Raw genomic sequence first — 23282 nt, 5'->3', positions numbered from 1 at the left:
AAAAAATCTAATATATCCAAACTCCTAAGTATTATAAAACAGCTAAACCAAAAGGTATACATTAATAACAATGAATGGCTAAAGATGGGAGGATGGGTCCGGGGAAAAAGGTTCAGATTCTGTTCGAGGAAATAGCCATGTACGCAATGTGAATGGGGGTATGGAATTTGGCAGCTTTTCCTTGACGTGAGGTAGGGGCAGGGGTAAACTATTAATAACTTCAACTTGTTACCATATTAGCGAACTAAAGTGTTTTAATAGATTATTTTGAGTATTTATATGATTATGGCATTTTGTTTGATACTATTTTTATATGTTATCTGAAATTAGGATTTAAGCGTGCAATCTTGGAAAGATAAAGGTATATACAAAAAGGAATAATGGAAATGACATTGGTTTTTGCTTAAGGCAGACCGATTGGATATATATAGTAATCAATATTTCAAAAGGATGTGCAGTTGTGACAAAGCCATTTATGTTTGAGAAACCGTTAGGCATGAGAGATACATTGCCGGTGTTTTATGAAACGAAAGTGTCGGCAAGAAATAAAATGAGTGAGGAAATCAAGAAGTGGGGTTATCAATTTATTGAAACGCCTGCATTGGAATATTATGAAACAATTGGCGAGGCTTCGGCAATTTTAGATCAACAGTTGTTTAAACTTCTCGATTCTCAGGGACATACGCTCGTATTGCGTCCCGATATGACAGCACCCATTGCAAGGGTCGCGGCATCCAAACTGTTAAAACAGCAAATTCCGCTTCGCCTGGCCTATTCCGCGAATGTATACCGGGCCCAGCAGCGTGAAGGAGGCAGGCCGGCTGAATTCGAACAGATTGGTATTGAGTGTATCGGAAATAAGTCAATAAGTGCCGATGCTGAAATGATTGCGCTGCTTGCGGATGTATTAAAGGCGGCCGGCCTTATGGAATTCAAGATTTCCATTGGACATATCGGCTTTTTACAAGAATTTTTCTTAAGCATTCTAGGTACGGAGGAAAGAGCCTCTATATTAAGGAAGTTTTTATATGAAAAGAATTATGTTGGTTTTCGGGAGCATGTAAAATCGCTTCCGCTTTCATCGATTGATAAACAACGGCTTATCGAGTTTACCTCATTAAGGGGCAGTGAAGACACCCTGAAAAAGGCGCTGGGGTTAGTTGAAAACAATAAAGGGCAAGATTCTTTGGCTGAACTGAAGGAATTGGCAGTGCAGTTGAAAGAATTTGGCATCGAACAATATGTGAGCTTTGATTTAACATTGGTCAGTCATATGAGTTATTATACTGGAACTTTATTTGAAGTGTATGCGGGGCAAGTGGGTTCACCAATCGGTAATGGCGGGCGGTATGATAATCTGCTTGAAAAGTTCGGCTGGAATGCTTCGGCCACAGGTTTTGCAATCCGTGTGGATCGTCTTGCAGAAGCTCTTGGGGAGCCGATGCAGCCTACTGCGCCAGAATGTATTTTATTCAGTCCCGAACGACGATTGGAAGCCATTGAATTTGCAAGAATGAAACGATCCGAAGGAAAAAGGATAACGATTCAAGATATTACAGTCGTTCAAAATGTCGATGCCTTTACAAGGACATTTTCTGAGGTGCATTTATTTGTAGGGAATGGAGGGAGTGGAAAAGATGAATAATAGCTTTTTAACGATTGCGATGCCAAAAGGGAGAATATTTGAAGAAGCGGCAGAGCTATTAAGAGGGGCGGGTTTTCGTCTCCCTCCTGAGTTTGATGATTCCCGAAAGTTGATCCTTGATGTGGAAGAGGAGAACCTGCGTTTCATTTTAGCTAAACCGATGGATGTCGTAACCTATGTGGAACACGGCGTGGCTGACATTGGAATTGCAGGCAAGGATGTCATGTTGGAAGAAGAACGTGATGTATATGAGTTACTTGATTTGAAAATCAGTGCATGCTACTTAGCCGTAGCTGGTCTGCCTGGAACGAAAATAAGTGACATCGCCCCTAAAATAGCCAGTAAATATCCGAATGTTGCCTCCAGTTACTTCCGCGAGCAGGGAGAGCAAGTCGAGATTATTAAATTGAATGGATCTATTGAGTTAGCACCATTAATTGGTTTGGCTGAACGAATCGTCGATATCGTTTCAACGGGACAGACATTGAAGGAAAATGGTCTAGTTGAATATGCAAAAATAGCCGATGTGACTTCGAGGCTGGTGGCAAACCCTGTCAGCTATCGTTTAAAAGAAGCAAGAATTACGGAAATTGTGGATCGATTAGCAGAAATCATTGGATAGTAAAGAATCGCTAATGAGGTGAGCGTATGAAAATTGAACAGTTTGCAGAAGGGATTTCACTGAAACGTTCGGTTGATGCAGGTACTGCGGATCAACGAAAAGCGGTCCAGGATATTATTTATGATGTCAGGAACAGAGGAAACGCCGCTTTACATAGTTATACCGAACGTTTTGATGGTGTCACACTAGAGGAATTACGTGTATCGGAACAGGAAATGGAAGAAGCGACAGCGTCCTTACCTACGGAGCAGCTTACTATTATTCAAGAAGCTGCGAATAATATTCAATTGTTTCACGAGAAACAAATTCGAAATTCATGGTTTACGACAGATGAAACGGGAACGATGCTAGGACAAAAAATAACGCCTCTTGATGCTGTTGGCATTTACGTACCTGGGGGCACAGCTGCATACCCTTCGTCTGTACTGATGAATTCGATGCCTGCAAAGGCTGCGGGTGTGGAACGGATCGTTATGGTATCTCCTCCAGGGAAAGATGGGAAGTTAGAGCCAGTCGTTTTAGCTGCTGCCAAAATTGCCGGAATCACGGAAATCTATAAGGTTGGTGGGGCTCAGGCCATAGCGGCTCTCGCTTATGGGACGGAAACAATAAAGAAAGTCGATAAAATAGTGGGGCCAGGAAATATTTATGTGGCGTTAGCGAAGCGGGAAGTATTTGGGGATGTGGCCATTGATATGATTGCTGGTCCAAGTGAAATAGCGGTGTTGGCAGACGAATCTGCCATTGCCACAGAAGTTGCGGCAGACTTGCTGTCACAGGCAGAACATGATGCCCGTGCTTGCAGTGTTTTGGTTACGACGTCAATGATTCTTGCAGAAGAAGTGGCCTCAGAAGTGGCCAAGCAGGTGGCGTTACTTCCGCGCCGTGATATTGCTGCAGCATCCATAAAGGACTATGGACGAATCGTTGTATGCGGGAATATGGCGGAAGCAGTTGAAGCAATCAATGAACTTGCACCAGAACATTTGGAAATCGTGACCAATGATGCACTGGAAGTGATGGCTAAAATCAGGCATGCCGGGGCAATCTTCATTGGCCGATTTAGTTCTGAGCCGGTTGGGGATTATTTTGCAGGTCCCAATCATGTGCTCCCTACCAATGGAACCGCCCGTTTTTCCAGCCCGCTTAATGTGGATGATTTCCAAAAGAAATCGAGCATCATCATGTATAGTGAAACGGCCTTCCGCCAAAATGCAGAGAAAATCACTGGATTTGCCCGCATGGAAGGGCTTGAGGCTCACGCTCGAGCCATTGAATCTCGTGGAGTGGATGAATCCAGTAAATAGTGCCTGATACCTTATAAAATAACAAACACTGAATATAAAGACTTTTGAAATGCAGTTTACATCTTGGGAAAAGGGGTCATACCCCGATGAGGAGGAGTTGTAATGGAACGTTTTGCTAGTGTGGAACGAAAGACGAATGAAACGGAGATCAGCTTAAGGTTTGGTGTGGATGGGGAAGGGAATTCCTCGATTAAGACGGGCGTTCCGTTTATGACACATATGCTTGATTTGTTCACGAAACACGGGAAGTTTGATTTGTCCGTAGATGCAAACGGCGATACTGAGGTCGATGATCATCATACAACTGAAGATATTGGCATTTGCTTAGGTCAAACGTTGTTGGAGGCACTTGGTGATAAGCGCGGGATAAAACGTTACGGAAATGCTTTCGTACCGATGGATGAAGCACTCGCACAGGTTGTCATCGATTTAAGCAATCGTCCGCACCTGGAGTTCCGGGCTGAGTTTCCTTCGCAAAAGGTCGGTACTTTCGATACGGAACTGGTGCATGAGTTCCTTTGGAAATTCGCTCTTGAAGCAAGGATGAATTTGCATGTAGTCGTTCATTACGGTCACAACACACATCATATGATCGAAGCAATATTCAAAGCGCTGGGACGTGCTTTGGATGAAGCTACGACCATCGATCCGCGTGTCAAAGGCATCCCTTCTACGAAAGGAATGTTGTAAATGATCGGGATTGTCGATTATGGCATGGGGAATTTATTTTCTGTAAGTAAAGGGCTTGAGCGCCTTGGTGCCGATTCATTCATTTCCGATGACCCAAAAGAACTTTCAAAGTCGAAAGGGATCATACTTCCCGGTGTTGGTTCTTTCAGGGATGCCATGAGTCTCTTGGAAAAACAAAAGCTGGATAAATTCCTGAGGGAACATGTAGCCGATGGAGGTTATCTATTAGGCATCTGCCTTGGTATGCAGCTTCTCTTTGATGAAAGTGAGGAGAATGGACCGGCAAAGGGATTATCCCTTATACCGGGTAAAGTCGTTCGTTTTAAGGGAGTGGATGCGAATGACCAGGTTTATAAAGTGCCGCACATGGGCTGGAATCGTCTTGAATTTAAACACGCGTCACCAGTGAATGAGGGTCTTGAAGAGGAACATGTTTATTTCGTCCATTCTTACTATGTCGATACGGATGAATCTTTCATTACCGCTTCGGCGACATATGATGTGGAAGTGCCGGCAATAGTTGGTAAAGGCAATGTGTTCGGCATGCAGTTCCATCCGGAAAAAAGCGGGAAGATGGGCATGTCACTCTTGAGAAATTATCTGTCATTAGTAGAAGGGAAGGAAAGGGCATGAGCAACTTTACTATTTACCCGGCGATTGATATGCGCGGAGGCAAATGCGTCCGCTTAATCCAGGGCGATTACAATCAGGAAACCGTTTATGGCGATTCCCCCTTCGATATGGCTAAAAGCTTTGCGGACCAAGGAGCCGATTGGATACATATGGTCGACCTGGACGGAGCCAAAGAAGGAGTTCGCATTAATGATTCATACGTGATTAAAGCAGCAAAAGAGTTAGGTGCCCGCATCCAGATCGGCGGCGGCATCCGTACGGAACGAGATATCGCACACTATCTGGATAATGGAGTAGAACGTGTCATTCTAGGCAGCACCGCCGTTTCAAATCCTGATTTCACGAAAGATATGATTAGGAAATATGGAAAGAATATTGCAATCGGCATAGATGCGAAGGATGGCAAGGTTGCTACACATGGTTGGCTTCAAACGTCTGAAACACTGGCAATAGAGCTTGGTAAACTGCTGGCCGATGCTGGTGCAGAGACCTTTATCGTTACTGATATTGCGACGGATGGCATGCTTTCAGGCCCGAATGTAAAAGGTATCTTGGCTATGGCGGAGGCAACTGGGAAAAATGTGATTGCTTCGGGCGGAATTAGTTCCCTGGAAGACCTTGTCACCCTCAAAGAGTATGTAGCGCAAGGAGTTGCAGGGGCAATCATTGGCAAGGCGCTATATACGAATCGCTTTACTGTAGAAGAAGCACTAGAAAAGGTGCGTGATTAAATGCTCACTAAACGAATTATTCCTTGTCTCGATGTAAAAGATGGGCGTGTAGTTAAAGGCATACAATTTGTTTCACTAAGAGATGCTGGAGATCCTGTTGAGCTTGCAGCCTTTTACGACCAGGAAGGTGCCGATGAGCTCGTCTTTCTGGATATTTCCGCATCACATGAAGGCAGGGAAACGATAGTCGACGTCGTTCAAGCGGTAGCTGGCAGCTTGGCAATCCCGTTCACAGTTGGCGGTGGCATTAATTCATTAGCGGATATGAAGAAAATATTACGTGCAGGTGCAGATAAAGTATCCTTAAATACAGCAGCCGTTCTTCGTCCTGACTTAATTAATGAAGGTTCAGAGTATTTTGGTGCCCAATGTATCGTAGTCGCTATTGATGCTCGATATGATGAAGAGCTAGGATCATGGCGCGTATATACCCATGGCGGCAGAAAACCGACTGAATGGGAAGTGATCGACTGGGCGAAAGAAGCTGTCAGCCGCGGTGCAGGCGAAATTTTATTGACAAGCATGGATTGTGACGGGGAGAAACAGGGGTTTAATATCGCTTTAACAAAAGCGGTATCAGAAGCTGTTTCGGTGCCGGTCATCGCCTCAGGCGGTGCTGGTAATGCCGAGCACTTCCAGGTGGCCTTTGAAGAAGGTAAAGCAGATGCAGCCTTAGCCGCATCGATTTTTCATTATAAAGAAACATCGGTCAAAGAAGTTAAAGCGTTTCTCAAACAACAAGGAGTGGTTGTACGATGAATCTTGAAACTATTAAATACGACGAAAAAGGTCTAATACCGGCAATTGTCCAAGATGTACGAAGCGGCGAAGTGCTGACACTTGCTTATATGAATAAAGAATCTCTAGAATTGTCCATCGAAAAGGGTGAAACGGTTTTCTTCAGCCGTTCGCGCAATGAAATATGGCATAAAGGAGCAACCAGCGGAAATACACAGAAAATCGTCGAGATGAAGTATGACTGCGATCAAGACGCATTGGTCGTTCAAGTAGTTCCTGCAGGTCCTGCATGCCATACTGGAGCAACAAGCTGTTTTAGCGAATCGATTTACGAAAACACTGAAGCCCGTCTAGCGGTGAAAACGAATGTGACATTCTTGACGGATTTGGAAAAGTTGATTGCAAGAAGAAAATCGGAAATGCCTGAAGGTTCATATACAACCTACTTATTCGATAAGGGTGTGGATAAAATCCTGAAAAAAGTAGGTGAAGAAGCGTCAGAAGTGATCATTGCTGCTAAAAACCGCGATGCAGAGGAACTTTCCATGGAAAGTGCCGATCTTCTCTATCACTTATTCGTTCTTCTTCAAGAACAAGAGTTGCCTTTCCAAGCGGTGCTTGATGTATTGAAGGCTAGACATTCCGATAAGGACGAGCCTAAAGAAACCGAATGAATGATGATTTCTCTCCGTAATAGAGGAGGGTTCAGTTTGTAGACGAAAGGGATTCTATCAAAATTTTAAAACAAGCGAGACTCCTGCTTAGAAAAGCGTGTCTTGGGGAGACCCCGCAGGCGCAATGGCGACGAGGGCGGACCGCCCGCGGAAGGCGAGTGCCTGGAGAGGAAATCAACGTTCAAATTGTACAACCCCTTAAAAAGCAGTAGACAAACTTGATTTTCATCGAGTTTGTCTACAGTTTGTGTCCTCCGTCAATAGGAGGGCTTTTTTTTATTTACGTCTATGAGATGCAATCTTGAATTCCCATTTGACTAGGAATATACTTTGATTTTTTCTTAAAGAAAGCATGGCAACTCCCATTTTCCATTTTCTTGAATTGTTCGGCAAAATTACTCCAATATGTTATAATACTATGGTTAATCAACTTGTAGATGGAGGATTACATGAGTAAAGACTCTAAATTTGGCCAACAGGCAAAAATTCTAACCTTTCACCCAACAGGTGAGTATTATTTCACCAAGGGTTTAAAAGCATATCATAGACGAGAATTACCAAAATCAAAAAAATACTTGGAACGTGCGCTGGAACTTGAACCGGCAGAACCGATGATAGCCTGTCAATTGGCAATCACATGTTCGGAAATCGGTGAATATAATTATTCAAACAACCTCTTGGAAAATATATTGGATGTGATGGATCCTTATATGTCGGAATGCCATTACTTCCTGGCGAATAATTATGCCCACTTAGGCATGTTCAAGGAAGCTTACCGTCACGCTAGTGCTTATCTTGATAAAGAAGAAGATGGGGAGTTCAGCGATGACGCCGAGGATCTGCTTGAATTGATAACTTTTGAGTCGGATGAATCAGAAGAAAATCCCTTTAAGCATGATGGGCTCATTACTAAACAGGAGAAGGCCCGCGAGTATTTGGAATCAGGGAATTTCCCGAAGGCCATCGAAGTACTGAAAGAAACGATTGCTGAATACGAAGAATACTGGTCCGCTTATAATAACTTGGCACTGGCATATTTTTACCTTGGTCAAGTAGATGAGGCTTTTGAAACACTTGATGAAGTACTGGAAAAAAGTCCAGGTAACCTCCATGCACTATGTAACCTTGTTGTTTTTCATCATTATCAACAAGATGAAGCAAAAGTTGAAGAACTCATAGAGATGTTGGAGAAAATTCGGCCAATGCTATCCGAACATCGGTTCAAGCTTGGAGCAACCTTCGCTTTGATCGGAAACTATGCCTCTGCATATAAATGGCTAAAAGCATTGCAAAAGCAAGGGTTCGAGGGAGACGGAACCTTCTACTATTGGCTTACTATATCCGCTTTTCACTTAGGTCATGAACAAGTTGCCAGAAAGGCTTGGAAAAAGGTCGTGGAAATGAACCCGGAAAAGGAAGGCATGGAGCCTTGGGGAGATATGAATGCGACTACAGATGGTTTTGAACACCATTTTCCATCTATTATAAAAAGGCTGGAAAGCGAATTCATCGAAGAAAGGCTGTTTGCCATCTTTCTTCTGAAACATTCGGACCATAAACAGAAGCTATTGAAAAACCAAGTACTCAATCTTAATCAGAATTTCACTGATTTGGAACGGGATTATGCCGACCTTGTTCAAGCTCCTGCTAAAGATCGCCAATTAACACCGATTGATTTTGCTGATCGTACAGCGGAGATATTATATCAGCATTTTCAACCGATTCAATTAGATGAAGCAGGGCTCTATTTAATGTGGTTTTCCGTATTTATCGAAGCGGTGAAGTCCGAGCAGAAACTAAATAATCCAGCAGGCTGGGCCTCTGCGGTGGAATACGTGTGGAATCAGCTCAAAAACGAGAAAGCGAGCAAACAGGCTATCGCAGACAAACATTTCATTTCGGTTTCCACCCTATCGAAATACGTAAAGTTGGTTCAAAACCTTCTGGAGTGAGCAGATATTTGGACGAAAAATTATTTGTTATATAGGATAATAGGTAGGGAACACTAACCGTAGTGAAGGTTCCATTTGGTATGGAATATGGAGGAGTGAGAACATGTCTGAAAAAATTTATGACGTTGTTATTATTGGAGCTGGTCCTGCAGGGATGACGGCTGCTGTCTATACATCACGTGCGAACCTTTCAACATTGATGTTGGAACGCGGCGTACCTGGCGGACAAATGGCCAATACGGAGGAAGTTGAAAATTATCCTGGATTTGATACGATCCTCGGACCTGAACTTTCAACGAAAATGTTTGACCATGCGAAGAAATTCGGTGCGGAGTATGCTTATGGGGATGTAAAGGAAATCATCGACGGCGAAGAGTATAAAACCATCATTGCTGGTTCCAAGGAATTCAAAGCACGTTCAATCATTATTTCTTCGGGTGCCGAATACAAAAAAATCGGCGTTCCAGGCGAAAAAGAATTAGGCGGCCGCGGTGTATCGTATTGTGCGGTTTGTGATGGAGCTTTCTTCAAGCAAAAGGAATTGTTCGTAATCGGCGGAGGAGACTCTGCAGTTGAAGAGGGCGTGTACTTAACTCGCTTTGCTTCAAAAGTGACAATCGTTCACAGACGTGATGAACTTCGTGCGCAAAAGATCCTTCAGGATCGTGCGTTTGCCAATGAAAAAATTGACTTCATCTGGAATCATACTTTAAAGGAAATCAATGAAGAAGGCGGCAAAGTCGGTGGTGTCACTCTAGTTTCCACTGTAAACGGTGAAGAAACTAAGATGGACGCAGACGGTGTATTCATTTATATTGGAATGCTTCCGCTAACTAAACCTTTTGAAAAGCTAGGCATCTTGAATGCTACAGGCTATATAGAAACGAATGATTTGATGGAGACACGCGTCCCGGGCATTTTTGCAGCTGGTGACGTTCGTGAAAAAACATTACGTCAAATCGTTACAGCAACAGGTGATGGAAGCATTGCCGCTCAAGCCGCTCAGCATTATGTTGAGGAACTCCAAGAAAAATTGCAGCCAAAGGCTTAAAAAGTTTTGGTTACAAAAATTCATACATCGTAATTCGGTTTTAACGATGTTGTAACACGCGTGAAATAATGATTGGGTATAGTAAGAGTAGAAGTTGACCCCCTTTAATTATAAACGTTTGAGGACACAGATTAAGAATCTGTGTCCCTTTTTTTGTGTCCTGCTTTAAGACCATTCCTTTAGTTCCAATTTTAGGAAAAATTGACGGGCTGCTAATGAGAAGTAAGCCATCCCTTTGCATTTAGGCAGGGAAAGTGGAGAATAATAGGAGTTAAGCAGGAGATGAATACTTCGTACGTGAATCTGCGAATGAATATTCCCCCAATGCAGGAAGTTTACTTTATTGTTAGCTCATTTCAAAAATAGTATAATGATAAGATATACTAAACATATCTTTCATAATGGTAAGAAGATGTAAAATACAACTTGTTTGAACTATTAGCATTTGTAAATCGCCAAATGGATATCTAGCGGCGGTTTAAGGATATAAACAGGATCCCTCCATCCAGGAGGGAGAAGGTTTCTATAGTCGAGCAGAATCCAATTGAGGTGAAGAACGTGCAACGTGTCACAAACTGTGTATTGATCAAGGATAATCAAATCCTCTTATTGAAAAAACCTAGACGCGGATGGTGGGTAGCTCCCGGTGGCAAGATGGAGCCTGGAGAATCTATACGTGATGCTTGTATTAGAGAATATCGCGAAGAAACAGGCGTTTATTTAAAAAACCCTTCCATCAAAGGTATTTTCACCTTCATTATGAAGGATGGGGACAAAGTGTTATCGGAATGGATGATGTTCACTTTCTTTGCAACGGATTCCGATGGCGTCAATTTGGATGTTTGTGAAGAAGGGGAGCTTAACTGGCATCCAGTTGATGATGTTAAAAACCTGAAAATGGCTGAAGGGGATTTTCACATTCTGGACTATATGGTTCATGGAAGTGGAATCATCTATGGAACGTTTACCTATACGCCTGAGTTTAAGTTACTTTCTTATCGATTAGATCCAGGTTAATATTTGCTTAATAAAAAAGATTGTTATACATGGGGGCGGAGAAAAATGAGTACAGGGCAGATGAATGAAACGCAATTGGTCATCATTACCGGAATGTCAGGAGCGGGTAAGACAGTGGCGGTTCAAAGTTTTGAAGACCTCGGCTTTTTTTGCGTCGATAATTTGCCGCCCACACTATTGCCAAAATTTTTGGAGTTAATGAAGGACTCTGGGAATAAGATGAATAAAGTGGCTCTTGTCATGGATTTGAGGGGGAGGGAATTTTTTGATTCCTTATTTCTGGCACTTGATGAATTAACGGATACATCAGCAGTATCACCAAGAATCCTGTTTCTTGAAGCTGATGATGATTCCTTGGTACGCAGATATAAGGAAACGAGAAGGACCCATCCCCTTGCTCCATTAGGCCGGCCATTGGAAGGCATTAAAATGGAACGGGAACTTTTGGACGAATTAAAGGGCAGGGCTCAGTTGATTTTTAATACATCACAATTGAAACCGCGCGAATTGAGGGAGAAAATCGCTTCGGAATTTTCTACGGATAAAAGTGTAGGTTTCACGGTCAATGTCATGTCCTTCGGATTCAAGCATGGTCTGCCAATAGATGCTGACCTTGTGTTTGATGTACGTTTCCTGCCAAATCCATATTATATTGACCATATGAGGCCAAAGACTGGATTGGAACAGGAAGTGTCGAGTTACGTTTTAAAATGGAGTGAAACACAAAAGTTTTTGGAAAAGGTGACTGATTTGCTTGCTTTCATGCTCCCATATTATAAGCGTGAAGGAAAAGCACAGCTTGTTATTGCGATTGGGTGTACAGGCGGTCAGCATCGATCGGTAGCATTGACGGAGTATCTCTCAAACCACTTCAAAAAGGATTACAGAGTTCAAGTGTCACATCGGGATATCGAAAAAAGTAAGGGGAAAGCAGATGTTAGATAATAAGAAACAACCTAAGGTTGTGATCATAGGAGGGGGAACAGGCCTTCCGGTTTTGTTAAGGGGTTTAAAGAAGCATCCAGTGGATATAACAGCAATCGTTACGGTAGCTGATGATGGTGGAAGTTCAGGTCGCCTTCGTGAGGATATGGATATCCCCGCTCCAGGTGATATCCGTAATGTGCTGGCTGCGTTATCGGATGTAGAGCCTCTCGTTGAACAAATGTTTCAGCATCGCTTTCAGAGTAAAAATGAGTTGTCCGGGCATTCACTGGGGAATTTGATCCTGGCTGCAATGACCTCGTTGACCGGAGACTTTGTCCATGCAATCCAGGAAATGAGTAAATTCCTGAATGTGCGTGGTAAAGTGCTTCCGGCTGCCAACCAAAGTGTGGTTCTCCACGCGGAAATGGCTGACGGAACGATTGTTACAGGAGAATCCAAGATCCCCTTTTCAGGAAAGAAAATAAAAAGAGTATTTTTGTCTCCTCAACATATAAAGCCGCTCAGTGAAACTATCCAGGAAATCAAGCATGCTGATCTCATTGTCATCGGTCCAGGAAGCTTATATACTAGCATTCTGCCTAACTTACTTGTCCCGGGTCTAGGGGAAGAAGTTGGCCGTTCCAAGGCTAAGAAAGTTTATATTTGCAACTTGATGACACAAGCCGGCGAGACGCTGGATTATAGCGCGAGCGATCATATTAAAGCCATATACGACCATATGGGAAATGCATATATTGACAGGATACTTGTTAATAATGAAGAAATACCGGCACAGATTCAGCAACGTTATCAAGCTGAATATGCCAAACCGGTCATGTATGATGTGGAAAGTTTAAAACAAATGGGTCTTGAAATCATACAAGAGCGCATTTTCAGCTATGAAGGGAATGTAATACGCCATGACACGAAAAAAGTGGCGGATTTGCTTTTTAATATGCTTGTAAATGAAACAAAAAGCCATATAGTTCCGTAGATATAAGCGGGGACGGTTTTTCTTTAATTGATAAAAATAGATTACCTGCGTTCGATTGGGGGTGAAATGGATGTCTTTTGCTTCAGAAACAAAAAAAGAGCTTACACAATTAGAGGGAAAGGATTGCTGCGGAAAAGCGGAATTATGTGCGCTTATCCGGATGAACGGATCCCTTTCATTTTCTAATCGGAAGCTAGTTGTGGATATTCAAACTGAAAATGCAGCGATTGCCAGAAGAATATATACGCTGTTGAAAAAAAGTTATGAAGTCCAAGTCGAGCTGCTGGTCCGTAAAAAGATGAAGCTTAAAAAGAATAATGTTTATATTGTCAGGATGTCATCTGGAGGACAGCGGGTTTTAACCGATTTAGAAATTTTAGGCGAGGGCTTTGAAATTCTCCATGCCATATCCGATACTATTGTTGGAAAGAAATGCTGTAAGCGATCATACCTAAGAGGTGCATTTCTTGCGGGAGGTTCGGTCAATAATCCGGAAACGTCTTCCTATCACCTTGAGATTTTCTCACTTTATAAAGAGCACAATGATGCCCTTTGTGAGCTAATGAATAAGTTTGACTTAAAGGCGAAGACGCTTGAACGCAAAAAAGGGTATATCATTTATTTGAAAGAAGCCGAAAAGATTGCCGAGTTTTTAAGTATCGTTGGTGCCCATTCAGCTTTATTAAGATTCGAGGATGTACGGATTGTCCGTGATATGCGTAATTCAGTGAATCGTCTTGTGAATTGTGAAACAGCTAATTTGAACAAAACGATTGGTGCCTCATTACGCCAGGTTGAAAATATCCTATACATTGAGGATACGGTAGGACTCAACATATTGCCGGATAAGCTTCGTGAAATTGCCGAGCTTAGAATAGCATTTCAGGATATAACCTTAAAGGAACTTGGGGAAATGGTATCTGGAGGAAACATCAGTAAGTCCGGGATTAATCACCGTTTACGAAAGATTGATGAAATAGCTGACAGGCTCCGTGGGGGAGAAGCTATTGCTGCGAAAAAATAAAACTAACAGGGGAGATCAAGATGGTGGAAAAACAAGTTGAAGTAAAACTGAAGACAGGCTTACAAGCCCGGCCGGCTGCTCTTTTTGTACAAGAAGCTAACCGCTTTCATTCAGATGTTTTCCTTGAAAAAGAAGGAAAAAAAGTAAATGCAAAAAGTATCATGGGATTGATGAGCCTTGCCATCAGTTCCGGCGTGTCCGTTAAGTTAATTGTTGAAGGACGCGATGAAAAAGAAGCATTAGAGGCATTGGAAGAGTTCGTTCAGCAAGAGGGTTAAAAGAAGAGGTTGCCGAACTTTTGCATAGTACTATATAAAAAAGGCCCCGAAAGTCGCTTAACACGCCTTTCGGGGCCTTTTAATCATTATTATTTATTGTCTTTTTTATCTTCAAGATTGCTGCGAGTGATGACTTTGTCAATCAAGCCATATTCAAGAGCTCTTTCAGAAGTCATGAAGTTATCACGTTCCGTATCTCTTTGAAGGACTTCAAGAGGTTGTCCAGTACGTTCCGCTAAGATTTGGTTTAACTTATCTTTCAGGTGAAGGATTCGGCGGGCAGCAATTTCGATTTCCGTCGCTTGACCTTGAGCTCCTCCAAGTGGTTGGTGAATCATGACTTCACTGTTTGGCAACGCATAACGTTTGCCTTTTTCACCAGCAGCCAATAGGAATGCACCCATGGAAGCAGCCATACCAATGCATACAGTGGATACATTAGGTTTGATATATTGCATCGTATCGTAAATGGCCATACCGGAAGTGATGCTTCCACCTGGGCTGTTGATGTATAAAGTGATATCTTTTTCAGGATTTTCTGCTTCTAAAAATAGTAATTGAGCAACAATGGAGTTGGAAACATTATCGTCAATTGCACTTCCTAGCATAATGATCCGATCTTTTAATAAACGGGAGTAAATATCGTAGGCACGCTCCCCACGACTTGTTTGTTCAATAACTGTAGGAATTAAATTCATGTTCATTTCCTCCTTCGATTAAGAGAATCATTTAAATTCTTTATGTATGTATGATACACTTTTTGGTCAATTTAGGTCAAACAAAACAAACCCTATAATTGATAATTTGTTCGACAATTTTCTGACTAAGTCTCCTTCCGATTAAAATCATTCATAATTATGCCGCACAGGGATGAATTTCCACATTATCCATAATACCCAAAAGATAAAGTTTTAAACCTGATAACCCTTGCAAAGGAAGGCATTCTATCATATAATGAAGTCTGTCGAAAAAATATAGTTTTCTCGCCCTCGTAGTGCAACGGATAGAACGCAAGCCTCCGAAGCTTGAAATGCAGGTTCGATTCCTGCCGAGGGCATTACCAATCTCCTGCTTTATTATTGAAGTGGGGGATTTTTTATTGAGCTTTTTTAAGCGTAGGCATCGAATGGTCCTTTCTCGATTTTTGATGAATTTACTCGATTCTAGTAAATTTCTATCGAATCGTGGTATGTTGGCAAACACTTGGGATATTTTGGTGTGTATCCCTTGAAAAATGGCGATTTCTCAATAAAAGTAGTTGTTAAAATCTCATTTCTAACATATAGTAGTTTAAAACAAATACACTATTCTGAAAAAAACGTAAGCGTTTTCATGGGTTTTTGTGTAGAATTTTCTCCTGATAATGTAAAATGGAATGGGGGAGGGATGAATCGATGAGTATGAATATGAAAGCAGGACTATTTCAACAGCAAACATTAAAGATGGCAATGACCCAGGAGCTTATGCAGGCTATTACACTGCTGCAATACTCCGCACAGGAGCTTTCCGCTTTCTTAGAAAATAAAATCGCGGAAAATCCATTACTGTCCCTAGATCAGCCAACATCTGCTTTATTTCAGCCAACCTTTGATCGGAAAAAGGGTAAACGGACTCTTAAAAATACGTATGATGCCAACTATTGGATTGAACAAATCAGTGAAGATACACTTTCACTTGAGCAGCATGTCATGTCCCAAGTGAATCATCAGGAACTTTCCGGTGAGCAGCAAAAGGCGATGTTGCTCTTAATTCATAACCTGGATGAAAACGGTTACTTGCGCATTCAGCTGGAGGATATTTGTGTCCCAGGTATATCTTTAGACGTTTTGGAAGAGAGCCTCTCGATTTTACAGCAACTCGAACCGCATGGGCTTGCGGCGAGAAATCTTCAAGAGTGTCTTTTACTTCAGGTAAAGGCAGAAGGAGTGAATCTGCTGGCAGAATCGATCATAGAAAACCACTTCCTCGATTTTGCTGAAAAGCGTTGGAAAGACTTAAGCAAGAAGATCGGTGTTACGATGAAGGAGATTCAAGAAGTTTTTGATTATGTCCAGACGTTGAACCCGCGACCGGCTTCACTCTTTTTTCAAGAAAAACCTTCCTATATAGTGCCGGATGTGGTCGTGGAGGTTCGTGATGGGATACTGCTTGTAGGGAATTATGATGGCAACACACCCAATCTTAATGTGGATAAAGGGTATTTAAACCGAATGAAGAGTCATAAAGATCAGGGAGTTCAACGCTTTATTCAAGATAAGTGGCAGGAATACCAATGGATCTCAAGAGGAATTCAGCAGAGAAAAGAGACTATATTGAAGGTTATTCAGTGCATAGTCGAAAAACAGCCAGGGTGCTTTCATCACGGACTGAACTACTTGAAGCCCATGACGATGAAAGAAGTCGCAGACGAGCTTGGCATACATGAGTCCACAGTCAGTCGGGCTGTTAAAGGGAAATACGTGCAGACACCATTTGGTACGATAGAAATGCGAATATTTTTCACCACTTCTTTACAGTCAGTCGGCCTTGATGAGGATATGTCTGGCATGCAAGCAAAGAAGAGCCTCCAGGCAGCCATCAATGGTGAAAATAAGCAAAAGCCGCTTTCGGATCAAGATTTGGCTGAAAGACTGAAAGAGGAGCATGGAATTATCCTGGCACGCCGAACTGTCGCCAAATACCGTGAACAACTGGGGATCCCTTCTTCATCTAAACGAAAAAGATATGATTGAAAAGGATGAGTGATTTTGGAATCAAGTGCGTTTGTTTTATATAGTAGGGATAAATGTCCCTTATGTGATAAAGCCAAGCTAATACTTGAAGAAATGAAATTGGAATCGGGAATAGGGTATAAGGAAATTGATATCCATTCCGATGACGATTTGCTTGAGAAATTCGGACTGATGATCCCTGTCATAGAATGGAAAGATGATATCGTTCAATTCGGAAAGGTTGATAAATCAGCTCTAAATAAGCTTTTGGAAAAATAATTTTTCAAATCATTTGAAGAAACATTCCGTTCCTGCTAGAATAAAATATGTAGCAGGAATATTTTTTTGTTTTAAGTGGGACAGAAAATGACTACGCGGGACATTATACGTCCAACTTAAATTTTTAGGAGTTTTAAAATATGCGTACATTACTCGAGGTACAAAGAAAATTATTACCTGATTTCCTTATGGTTATGCAAAAAAGATATGATATCCTGCGTTATATCAAAATGATGCAGCCAGTGGGAAGGCGAAGTCTGGCTGTAAGCCTTAACTTGACTGAGCGGACGCTTAGAAGCGAGGTTGATTTTCTGAAAAGTCAGAGTCTGGTTAATATATTCAGTTCTGGTATGACGCTGACAGATGAAGGGATGGAAATCCTGGATAAGTTAGAAGGAATAATGCGTGAAGTAATGGGTATAGACATAATGGAACGGCAGTTGCAGGAATTGTTACAAGTGGATGAGGTCATCATTGTCTCAGGAAATTGTGACGAAACCCCTTGGGTAAAAAAAGAATTGGGTAAAGCCTGTGCCAACCGTATGAAACAAGAATGGAACTCAAAGAATATCATTGCAGTTACTGGTGGATCGACAATGGCCGAAGTGGCCAATTCGTTGTCACCTGATGAAGCGTCTAAGAAATTGACATTTGTCCCAGCCCGCGGGGGAATTGGTGAGGCAGTGCAGAATCAGGCTAATACGATTGTCGAAAGAATGGCACAGAAGGCGCATGCCTCATACAGAGTGTTATATGTACCCGATCAATTAAGCGGTGAGGTCTATGCTTCCTTCATGAAGGAACCTGCTATTGAAGAAGTCATTTCCAAAATTAAATCTGCTGATATGATCATTCATGGAATTGGTGATGCCATTGCGATGGCAGAGAGAAGAAATTCTTCGCCAGAAACGTTAAAGAAACTGTTAGATGGAAATGCTGTAGGAGAAGCATTCGGTTATTACTACGATGAAAATGGCAAAGTTGTTCATAAAGTTTTGACAGTCGGTATCCAGTTAGATGATCTCAGCCCTGAAAAGCGAGTGATAACTGTGGCGGGTGGGAAAACTAAAGCTAAGGCTATCCGTTCTTACATGAAAGGAGCGCCTTCATCAACGGTTTTGATCACGGATGAAGCGGCAGCACAAGAGTTAATTCAGGGGAATTACACCCCTTAATATATTTGCGAACTTAAAAGGAGGAATTTTTCATGGCAGTAAAAGTTGGTATTAATGGTTTTGGACGTATTGGACGTAATGTATTTCGTGCAGCATTGAGTAATCCTGAGGTGGAAATTGTAGCTATTAACGACTTAACGGATGCTAATATGTTAGCGCACCTTCTTCAATACGATACAATTCATGGATCTCTTAATGAAAAAGTGGCAGTTGATGGGGATTACTTGGTTGTTGATGGCCATAAAGTCAAAGTATTGGCTGAACGTGATCCTGCACAATTAGCATGGGGTGAGCTAGGAGTAGAAGTAGTTGTAGAATCTACAGGTCGTTTCACAAAACGTGCAGATGCAGCTAAACATTTAGAAGCTGGCGCGAAAAAAGTAATCATCTCTGCTCCTGCATCTGATGAAGATATCACAATCGTCATGGGTGTAAACGAAGACAAATATGATGCAGCGAACCACCATGTAATCTCTAATGCTTCTTGTACAACAAACTGCTTAGCGCCATTTGCTAAAGTGCTTCATGAACAATTCGGAATCAAACGCGGTATGATGACTACTGTTCACTCATATACAAATGATCAGCAAATCCTTGATTTGCCTCATAAAGATTACCGCCGTGCACGTGCAGCTGCCGAGAATATCATTCCTACAACAACTGGGGCAGCAAAAGCTGTTGCACTTGTTCTTCCTGAACTTAAAGGGAAATTGAATGGTATGGCAATGCGTGTACCTACTCCAAACGTGTCTGTAGTCGACCTTGTTGCAGAGCTTGAAAAAGACACAACAGTTGAAGAAGTTAATGCAGCATTCAAAAAGGCTTCTGAAGGCGAATTAAAAGGAATTCTTGAGTACAGCGAACTTCCGCTAGTATCAACTGACTATAACGGTAACCCATCATCATCTACAATTGATGCCCTTTCCACAATGGTAATGGAAGGAAACATGGTTAAAGTATTATCTTGGTATGATAATGAAACAGGATATTCTAGTCGTGTTGTTGATTTAATCGACTATTTGGCTAAAAAAGGATTGTAATTAGAATAATAAAAAAACCTCACCAAGGTGAGGTTTTTTTTATAACACCTCTAAAAAAACTTGGCAGAAGATGATATTATTAGTAAGTCATTAAACAGTCAAGCGTTTACATTTCTTGTTTTTGGATAATTTCCTGGAAACCGACTATAATGAAAAAGAGAAAAGGGGAGTTGGGATATTTACCCTCTCCCTTTTTGGCTAAGAGAATCAAAAATATGATAACAATATCTAAGGAGGTTCTTGGATTATGAATAAAAAGTCGATTAGAGATATTGAATTAAAAGGGAAACGCGTTTTTTGCCGTGTTGATTTCAACGTTCCGATGCAGGACGGAAAGATTTCGGATGATACGAGAATCAGAGCGGCATTGCCGACGATTTCCTATCTGACGGAACAAGGTGCTAAAGTCATTTTAGCTAGCCATCTTGGACGTCCTAAGGGACAAGTCGTTGAAGAATTGCGTTTAGCTCCTGTTGCAAAAAGACTGAGTGAGCTTAGTGGAAAAGATGTACAAAAGGCTGAAGAAGCTTACGGGGATTCAGTTAAGTCCATCATTGATAACATGGAAAATGGTGAGATTCTGTTATTGGAAAATGTTCGTTTCTATCCAGGAGAAGAGAAGAACGATCCAGAATTGGCGAAGTCATTTGCTGCACTGGCGGATGTTTATGTTAATGATGCATTCGGAGCTGCTCATCGTGCACATGCTTCAACGGAAGGAATCGCACACCATCTTCCAGCTGTTGCCGGATTGCTTATGGAAAAAGAACTTTCGGTGCTTGGAAAAGCTTTATCCAACCCAGAACGTCCTTTTACAGCTATAATTGGCGGCGCAAAAGTAAAGGATAAAATAGGCGTTATCGAAAACCTTTTGGAAAACGTCGATCACTTGATTATTGGTGGCGGACTAGGTTATACATTTATTAAAGCTCAAGGTCATGAAATCGGAAATTCTTTATTGGAAGAAGACAAAATAGAATTGGCCAAATCTTTCATCGAAAGCGCTAAAGAAAAAGGCGTAAAATTACATTTGCCAATCGATGCAGTTGTAGCGGCTGAATTCTCACCAGATGCAGAAGCCGAGAATGTCGATATAGATGCTATTCCAGCTGATAAAATGGCTCTTGATATCGGTCCAAAAACAAGTGAATTATTTGCGGATGTAATCAAAGGTTCCAAGCTTGTCATTTGGAATGGACCAATGGGTGTATTCGAGTTCGATAAATTTGCAAATGGAACGAAAACCGTTGCTGAAGCATTGGCGGAAGCAAAAGATACGTACAGCATTGTAGGCGGAGGGGATTCTGCCGCAGCTGCTGAAAAGTTTGGCTTAGCAGAAAAAATGTCCCATATTTCAACTGGCGGCGGTGCATCTCTTGAGTTCATGGAAGGCAAAGAATTGCCTGGCGTTGTAGCATTGAACGATAAATAAGCGTGAACCGTTAAAAATTTCAACTTTAGAAGGGATGAGAAACCAAATGCGTAAACCGATTATTGCAGGAAACTGGAAAATGAATAAAACACTATCTGAATCGACTGCTTTTATAGAAGAAGTGAGCAATCTGATTCCGAAGCAAGATTTAATCGATACGGTGGTATGTTCTCCAGCTTTGTTTTTGGATCAACTTGTTCAAGCAGCAAAAGGAACCGATGTGAAAATCGGTGCGCAAAACATGCACTTCGAAGAAAGTGGTGCCTTCACAGGAGAAATCAGTCCGATTGCATTAACTGATCTCGGTGTATCTTATGTCATTCTTGGTCATTCTGAACGCCGGGAAATGTTCAACGAAACGGATGAAGCCGTCAATAAAAAAGCTCATGCCGCTTTTGCCCACGGGTTAACTCCTATCGTTTGTTGTGGTGAAACACTTGAACAAAGGGAAGCTGGCGAAACGAATGAATTTGTTGGCAGCCAAATAGAAAAAGGCCTAGCTGGATTATCTAATGAACAATTGAAACAAGCCGTTATCGCTTATGAGCCGATCTGGGCGATTGGAACAGGGAAATCTTCATCGGCTCAAGATGCCAATGAAGTTTGTGCACATATCCGCTCAGTTGTTGCTGACAAGTTTTCAAACGAAGCAGCTGCAGCCATCCGAATTCAGTACGGCGGCAGTGTTAAACCTGAGAATATTAAAGAGTATATGTCACAGCCTGATATTGACGGTGCGTTGGTAGGCGGGGCAAGCTTAAAAACTGTTTCCTTTTTACAATTGCTGGAGGCTGGTCATTATGAGTAAGTCGCCTGTGGCACTTATCATCTTAGACGGTTTTGGCTGCCGTAGCGAAGAGAAAGGAAATGCTGTTTTTCATGCGAAAAAACCGAACTTTGATCGTTATTGGGAACAGTATCCGCATTCCCATTTAACTGCAAGCGGGGAAGCTGTAGGCTTGCCTGCCGGTCAAATGGGGAACTCTGAAGTGGGTCATTTGAATATAGGGGCAGGACGGATCGTTTATCAAAGTCTGACCCGTGTGAATCTGGCTATTCGTGAAGGTGAGTTTGCAGAAAATCCAACTTTGGTAGAGGCCGTGAGCTATACGAAGAAAAAGGGCACGGACCTTCATCTCTTCGGACTTCTCTCAGATGGCGGCGTGCACAGTCATATTGAACATATGTATGCCTTGCTGAAATTGGCGGCTAAAGAAGGAGTTAAAAATGTATATGTACATGCATTTTTAGATGGACGTGATGTCGGCCCGAAAACGGCACAGGGTTATATTAAGGATGCAGAAGCAAAAATGAAGGAATTCGGTGTTGGTCAGTTTGCGACCATATCCGGAAGATATTATTCGATGGACCGTGATAAACGCTGGGAGCGTGTGGAGAAATCCTATCGATCAATGGTGTATGGTGATGGGCCTGCTTATTCTTCTGCGATGGAATGTGTCGAGGATTCCTATGAACATGGTATTTTTGACGAGTTCGTGATACCTTCTGTGATAACGGCGGAAGACGGAAAACCAGTGGCAACGATTAAAGATGATGATGCCGTTATCTTTTATAATTTCCGTCCTGACCGGGCGATCCAGATTTCCAATACATTCACGAATGAGGACTTTCGCTCATTTGACCGTGGTCCTGGACATCCGAAGCATCTCCATTTTGTCTGCTTGACACATTTTTCAGAAACAGTTGACGGATATGTTGCTTTTAAGCCGACAAATCTTGATAATACATTAGGGGAGGTACTTTCCCAAAACCAGCTTACCCAGCTTCGTATTGCTGAAACTGAAAAATATCCGCATGTGACGTTTTTCATGAGCGGCGGACGTGAAGAGAAGTTTCCTGGTGAAGAGAGAATATTAATTAATTCTCCGAGAGTCGCTACATATGATTTAAAGCCGGAAATGAGTGCCTATGAAGTGACGGATGCGTTGATGGAACAAATAGAGGCTGACCGCTTCGATGCGATCCTCTTGAATTTCGCCAACCCGGATATGGTTGGTCATTCAGGGATGCTAGAACCGACCGTCAAAGCGATTGAAACCGTGGATGAATGCCTAGGCAGGATTGTCGATTTAATTGTCTCAAAAGGCGGTACAGCAATCATTACCGCTGACCATGGGAACGCTGATGAAGTCGTAACGCTTGAAGGCAACCCGATGACTGCCCATACAACGAATCCTGTGCCTGTCATTATTACTAAAAATCAGGTAACATTAAGAACAGATGGTATATTAGGCGATTTAGCTCCAACAATGCTTGATTTGCTTGGAGTCGAAAAACCTGTTGAAATGACAGGGAAATCCCTATTATCTAAATAAAATTGTGAATTGGAAAAGGAGAGATT

23 protein-coding genes and 1 tRNA gene are annotated in these 23282 nt (G+C 42.1%); 23 read left to right on the top strand and 1 reads right to left on the bottom strand.

What is annotated here, in order from left to right:
• Positions 1-460 precede the first annotated feature (460 nt).
• The 15 genes from LQ203_RS14070 to LQ203_RS14000 all read left to right on the top strand — a co-directional run bounded on the left by LQ203_RS14070 (position 461) and on the right by LQ203_RS14000 (position 14283).
• Positions 461-1645 carry an ATP phosphoribosyltransferase regulatory subunit gene (locus LQ203_RS14070; RefSeq protein ID WP_230159010.1) on the top strand — a complete coding sequence of 395 codons (1185 nt, stop codon included), beginning with the start codon at positions 461-463 and terminating at the stop codon, positions 1643-1645.
• On the top strand, positions 1638-2267 hold the full coding sequence (gene hisG / locus LQ203_RS14065) for an ATP phosphoribosyltransferase (RefSeq protein WP_230159009.1): 630 nt from the start codon (positions 1638-1640) through the stop codon (positions 2265-2267). Before LQ203_RS14070 ends, hisG begins: the two co-directional genes overlap by 8 nt.
• Positions 2268-2293: 26 nt before the next feature.
• Entirely contained in the window at positions 2294-3574 is a 1281-nt protein-coding gene (gene hisD / locus LQ203_RS14060) for a histidinol dehydrogenase (protein WP_230159008.1), read from the top strand.
• A 102-nt stretch (positions 3575-3676) separates the two neighbouring features.
• A complete protein-coding gene (gene hisB / locus LQ203_RS14055) occupies positions 3677-4264 on the top strand; it encodes an imidazoleglycerol-phosphate dehydratase HisB (RefSeq protein WP_230159007.1) in 588 nt (195 codons plus the stop codon).
• Complete coding sequence (hisH, locus tag LQ203_RS14050; protein ID WP_230159006.1) at positions 4265-4897, top strand: imidazole glycerol phosphate synthase subunit HisH; 633 nt, start codon at positions 4265-4267, stop codon at positions 4895-4897.
• The gene (gene hisA / locus LQ203_RS14045) at positions 4894-5628 is read left to right on the top strand and encodes a 1-(5-phosphoribosyl)-5-[(5-phosphoribosylamino)methylideneamino]imidazole-4-carboxamide isomerase (protein ID WP_230159005.1); all 735 of its coding nucleotides are present in this window, start codon (positions 4894-4896) and stop codon (positions 5626-5628) included. Before hisH ends, hisA begins: the two co-directional genes overlap by 4 nt.
• On the top strand, positions 5629-6387 hold the full coding sequence (hisF, locus tag LQ203_RS14040; protein ID WP_230159004.1) for an imidazole glycerol phosphate synthase subunit HisF: 759 nt from the start codon (positions 5629-5631) through the stop codon (positions 6385-6387). It begins immediately after the preceding gene.
• Positions 6384-7040, top strand: a complete 657-nt coding sequence (gene hisIE / locus LQ203_RS14035) for a bifunctional phosphoribosyl-AMP cyclohydrolase/phosphoribosyl-ATP diphosphatase HisIE (RefSeq protein ID WP_230159003.1) — start codon at positions 6384-6386, stop codon at positions 7038-7040. Before hisF ends, hisIE begins: the two co-directional genes overlap by 4 nt.
• Before the next feature lie 449 nt (positions 7041-7489).
• Positions 7490-8992: a tetratricopeptide repeat protein gene (locus LQ203_RS14030; RefSeq protein ID WP_230159002.1), complete on the top strand. Its 1503-nt coding sequence runs from the start codon at positions 7490-7492 to the stop codon at positions 8990-8992.
• A gap of 103 nt (positions 8993-9095) precedes the next feature.
• Positions 9096-10043 (top strand): thioredoxin-disulfide reductase, encoded by a 948-nt coding sequence (gene trxB, locus LQ203_RS14025; RefSeq protein WP_230159001.1) that lies wholly within the window; start codon positions 9096-9098, stop codon positions 10041-10043.
• Positions 10044-10601: 558 nt separating this feature from the next.
• Positions 10602-11060 carry an 8-oxo-dGTP diphosphatase gene (locus LQ203_RS14020; protein ID WP_230159000.1) on the top strand — a complete coding sequence of 153 codons (459 nt, stop codon included), beginning with the start codon at positions 10602-10604 and terminating at the stop codon, positions 11058-11060.
• Positions 11061-11105: 45 nt separating this feature from the next.
• Positions 11106-12005: an RNase adapter RapZ gene (rapZ, locus tag LQ203_RS14015; RefSeq protein ID WP_230158999.1), complete on the top strand. Its 900-nt coding sequence runs from the start codon at positions 11106-11108 to the stop codon at positions 12003-12005.
• Positions 11995-12981: a YvcK family protein gene (locus tag LQ203_RS14010; protein ID WP_230158998.1), complete on the top strand. Its 987-nt coding sequence runs from the start codon at positions 11995-11997 to the stop codon at positions 12979-12981. The genes rapZ and LQ203_RS14010 overlap by 11 nt, the downstream gene beginning before the upstream one ends.
• A gap of 70 nt (positions 12982-13051) precedes the next feature.
• Positions 13052-14005 carry a DNA-binding protein WhiA gene (gene whiA / locus LQ203_RS14005; protein ID WP_230158997.1) on the top strand — a complete coding sequence of 318 codons (954 nt, stop codon included), beginning with the start codon at positions 13052-13054 and terminating at the stop codon, positions 14003-14005.
• A gap of 20 nt (positions 14006-14025) precedes the next feature.
• Entirely contained in the window at positions 14026-14283 is a 258-nt protein-coding gene (locus LQ203_RS14000) for an HPr family phosphocarrier protein (protein WP_048688029.1), read from the top strand.
• Positions 14284-14372: 89 nt separating this feature from the next.
• On the opposite strand, the gene clpP is transcribed toward LQ203_RS14000, so the two are convergent.
• On the bottom strand, positions 14373-14981 hold the full coding sequence (gene clpP / locus LQ203_RS13995) for an ATP-dependent Clp endopeptidase proteolytic subunit ClpP (RefSeq protein ID WP_230158996.1): 609 nt from the start codon (positions 14979-14981) through the stop codon (positions 14373-14375).
• Between the two features lie 287 nt (positions 14982-15268).
• On the opposite strand from clpP, the gene LQ203_RS13990 reads away from it, so the two are divergent.
• From LQ203_RS13990 to gpmI, 8 genes are all read left to right on the top strand, one after another.
• A tRNA-Arg gene (locus LQ203_RS13990) sits at positions 15269-15340 on the top strand.
• A 337-nt stretch (positions 15341-15677) separates the two neighbouring features.
• Positions 15678-17015: an RNA polymerase factor sigma-54 gene (gene rpoN, locus LQ203_RS13985; protein ID WP_230158995.1), complete on the top strand. Its 1338-nt coding sequence runs from the start codon at positions 15678-15680 to the stop codon at positions 17013-17015.
• 15 nt (positions 17016-17030) lie between these two features.
• Complete coding sequence (locus LQ203_RS13980) at positions 17031-17273, top strand: glutaredoxin family protein (protein WP_230158994.1); 243 nt, start codon at positions 17031-17033, stop codon at positions 17271-17273.
• A 140-nt stretch (positions 17274-17413) separates the two neighbouring features.
• Positions 17414-18448: a sugar-binding domain-containing protein gene (locus LQ203_RS13975; protein WP_230158993.1), complete on the top strand. Its 1035-nt coding sequence runs from the start codon at positions 17414-17416 to the stop codon at positions 18446-18448.
• 32 nt (positions 18449-18480) lie between these two features.
• Positions 18481-19488, top strand: a complete 1008-nt coding sequence (gene gap, locus LQ203_RS13970; RefSeq protein ID WP_230158992.1) for a type I glyceraldehyde-3-phosphate dehydrogenase — start codon at positions 18481-18483, stop codon at positions 19486-19488.
• A 247-nt stretch (positions 19489-19735) separates the two neighbouring features.
• On the top strand, positions 19736-20920 hold the full coding sequence (locus tag LQ203_RS13965) for a phosphoglycerate kinase (protein ID WP_230158991.1): 1185 nt from the start codon (positions 19736-19738) through the stop codon (positions 20918-20920).
• Between the two features lie 46 nt (positions 20921-20966).
• Positions 20967-21728, top strand: a complete 762-nt coding sequence (gene tpiA, locus LQ203_RS13960) for a triose-phosphate isomerase (protein ID WP_230158990.1) — start codon at positions 20967-20969, stop codon at positions 21726-21728.
• A complete protein-coding gene (gene gpmI, locus LQ203_RS13955; protein WP_230158989.1) occupies positions 21721-23256 on the top strand; it encodes a 2,3-bisphosphoglycerate-independent phosphoglycerate mutase in 1536 nt (511 codons plus the stop codon). Before tpiA ends, gpmI begins: the two co-directional genes overlap by 8 nt.
• Positions 23257-23282: the final 26 nt, after the last annotated feature.

The sequence above is a fragment of the Peribacillus sp. Bi96 genome, assembly GCF_918698115.1.
Taxonomy (GTDB): domain Bacteria; phylum Bacillota; class Bacilli; order Bacillales; family DSM-1321; genus Peribacillus.
Note: the sequence above shows the minus strand (reverse complement) of the source record. Positions and strands in the feature narration are given on the sequence as shown.

Coding starts and splice junctions, on each gene's coding strand:
- hisG (WP_230159009.1), top strand. CDS start 1,638: ATGAATAATAGCTTTTTAACGATTGCGATGCCAAAAGGGAGAATATTT.
- hisD (WP_230159008.1), top strand. CDS start 2,294: ATGAAAATTGAACAGTTTGCAGAAGGGATTTCACTGAAACGTTCGGTT.
- hisB (WP_230159007.1), top strand. CDS start 3,677: ATGGAACGTTTTGCTAGTGTGGAACGAAAGACGAATGAAACGGAGATC.
- hisH (WP_230159006.1), top strand. CDS start 4,265: ATGATCGGGATTGTCGATTATGGCATGGGGAATTTATTTTCTGTAAGT.
- hisA (WP_230159005.1), top strand. CDS start 4,894: ATGAGCAACTTTACTATTTACCCGGCGATTGATATGCGCGGAGGCAAA.
- hisF (WP_230159004.1), top strand. CDS start 5,629: ATGCTCACTAAACGAATTATTCCTTGTCTCGATGTAAAAGATGGGCGT.
- hisIE (WP_230159003.1), top strand. CDS start 6,384: ATGAATCTTGAAACTATTAAATACGACGAAAAAGGTCTAATACCGGCA.
- LQ203_RS14030 (WP_230159002.1), top strand. CDS start 7,490: ATGAGTAAAGACTCTAAATTTGGCCAACAGGCAAAAATTCTAACCTTT.
- trxB (WP_230159001.1), top strand. CDS start 9,096: ATGTCTGAAAAAATTTATGACGTTGTTATTATTGGAGCTGGTCCTGCA.
- rapZ (WP_230158999.1), top strand. CDS start 11,106: ATGAGTACAGGGCAGATGAATGAAACGCAATTGGTCATCATTACCGGA.
- LQ203_RS14010 (WP_230158998.1), top strand. CDS start 11,995: ATGTTAGATAATAAGAAACAACCTAAGGTTGTGATCATAGGAGGGGGA.
- whiA (WP_230158997.1), top strand. CDS start 13,052: ATGTCTTTTGCTTCAGAAACAAAAAAAGAGCTTACACAATTAGAGGGA.
- LQ203_RS14000 (WP_048688029.1), top strand. CDS start 14,026: ATGGTGGAAAAACAAGTTGAAGTAAAACTGAAGACAGGCTTACAAGCC.
- clpP (WP_230158996.1), bottom strand. CDS start 14,981: ATGAATTTAATTCCTACAGTTATTGAACAAACAAGTCGTGGGGAGCGT.
- rpoN (WP_230158995.1), top strand. CDS start 15,678: ATGAGTATGAATATGAAAGCAGGACTATTTCAACAGCAAACATTAAAG.
- LQ203_RS13975 (WP_230158993.1), top strand. CDS start 17,414: ATGCGTACATTACTCGAGGTACAAAGAAAATTATTACCTGATTTCCTT.
- gap (WP_230158992.1), top strand. CDS start 18,481: ATGGCAGTAAAAGTTGGTATTAATGGTTTTGGACGTATTGGACGTAAT.
- LQ203_RS13965 (WP_230158991.1), top strand. CDS start 19,736: ATGAATAAAAAGTCGATTAGAGATATTGAATTAAAAGGGAAACGCGTT.
- tpiA (WP_230158990.1), top strand. CDS start 20,967: ATGCGTAAACCGATTATTGCAGGAAACTGGAAAATGAATAAAACACTA.
- gpmI (WP_230158989.1), top strand. CDS start 21,721: ATGAGTAAGTCGCCTGTGGCACTTATCATCTTAGACGGTTTTGGCTGC.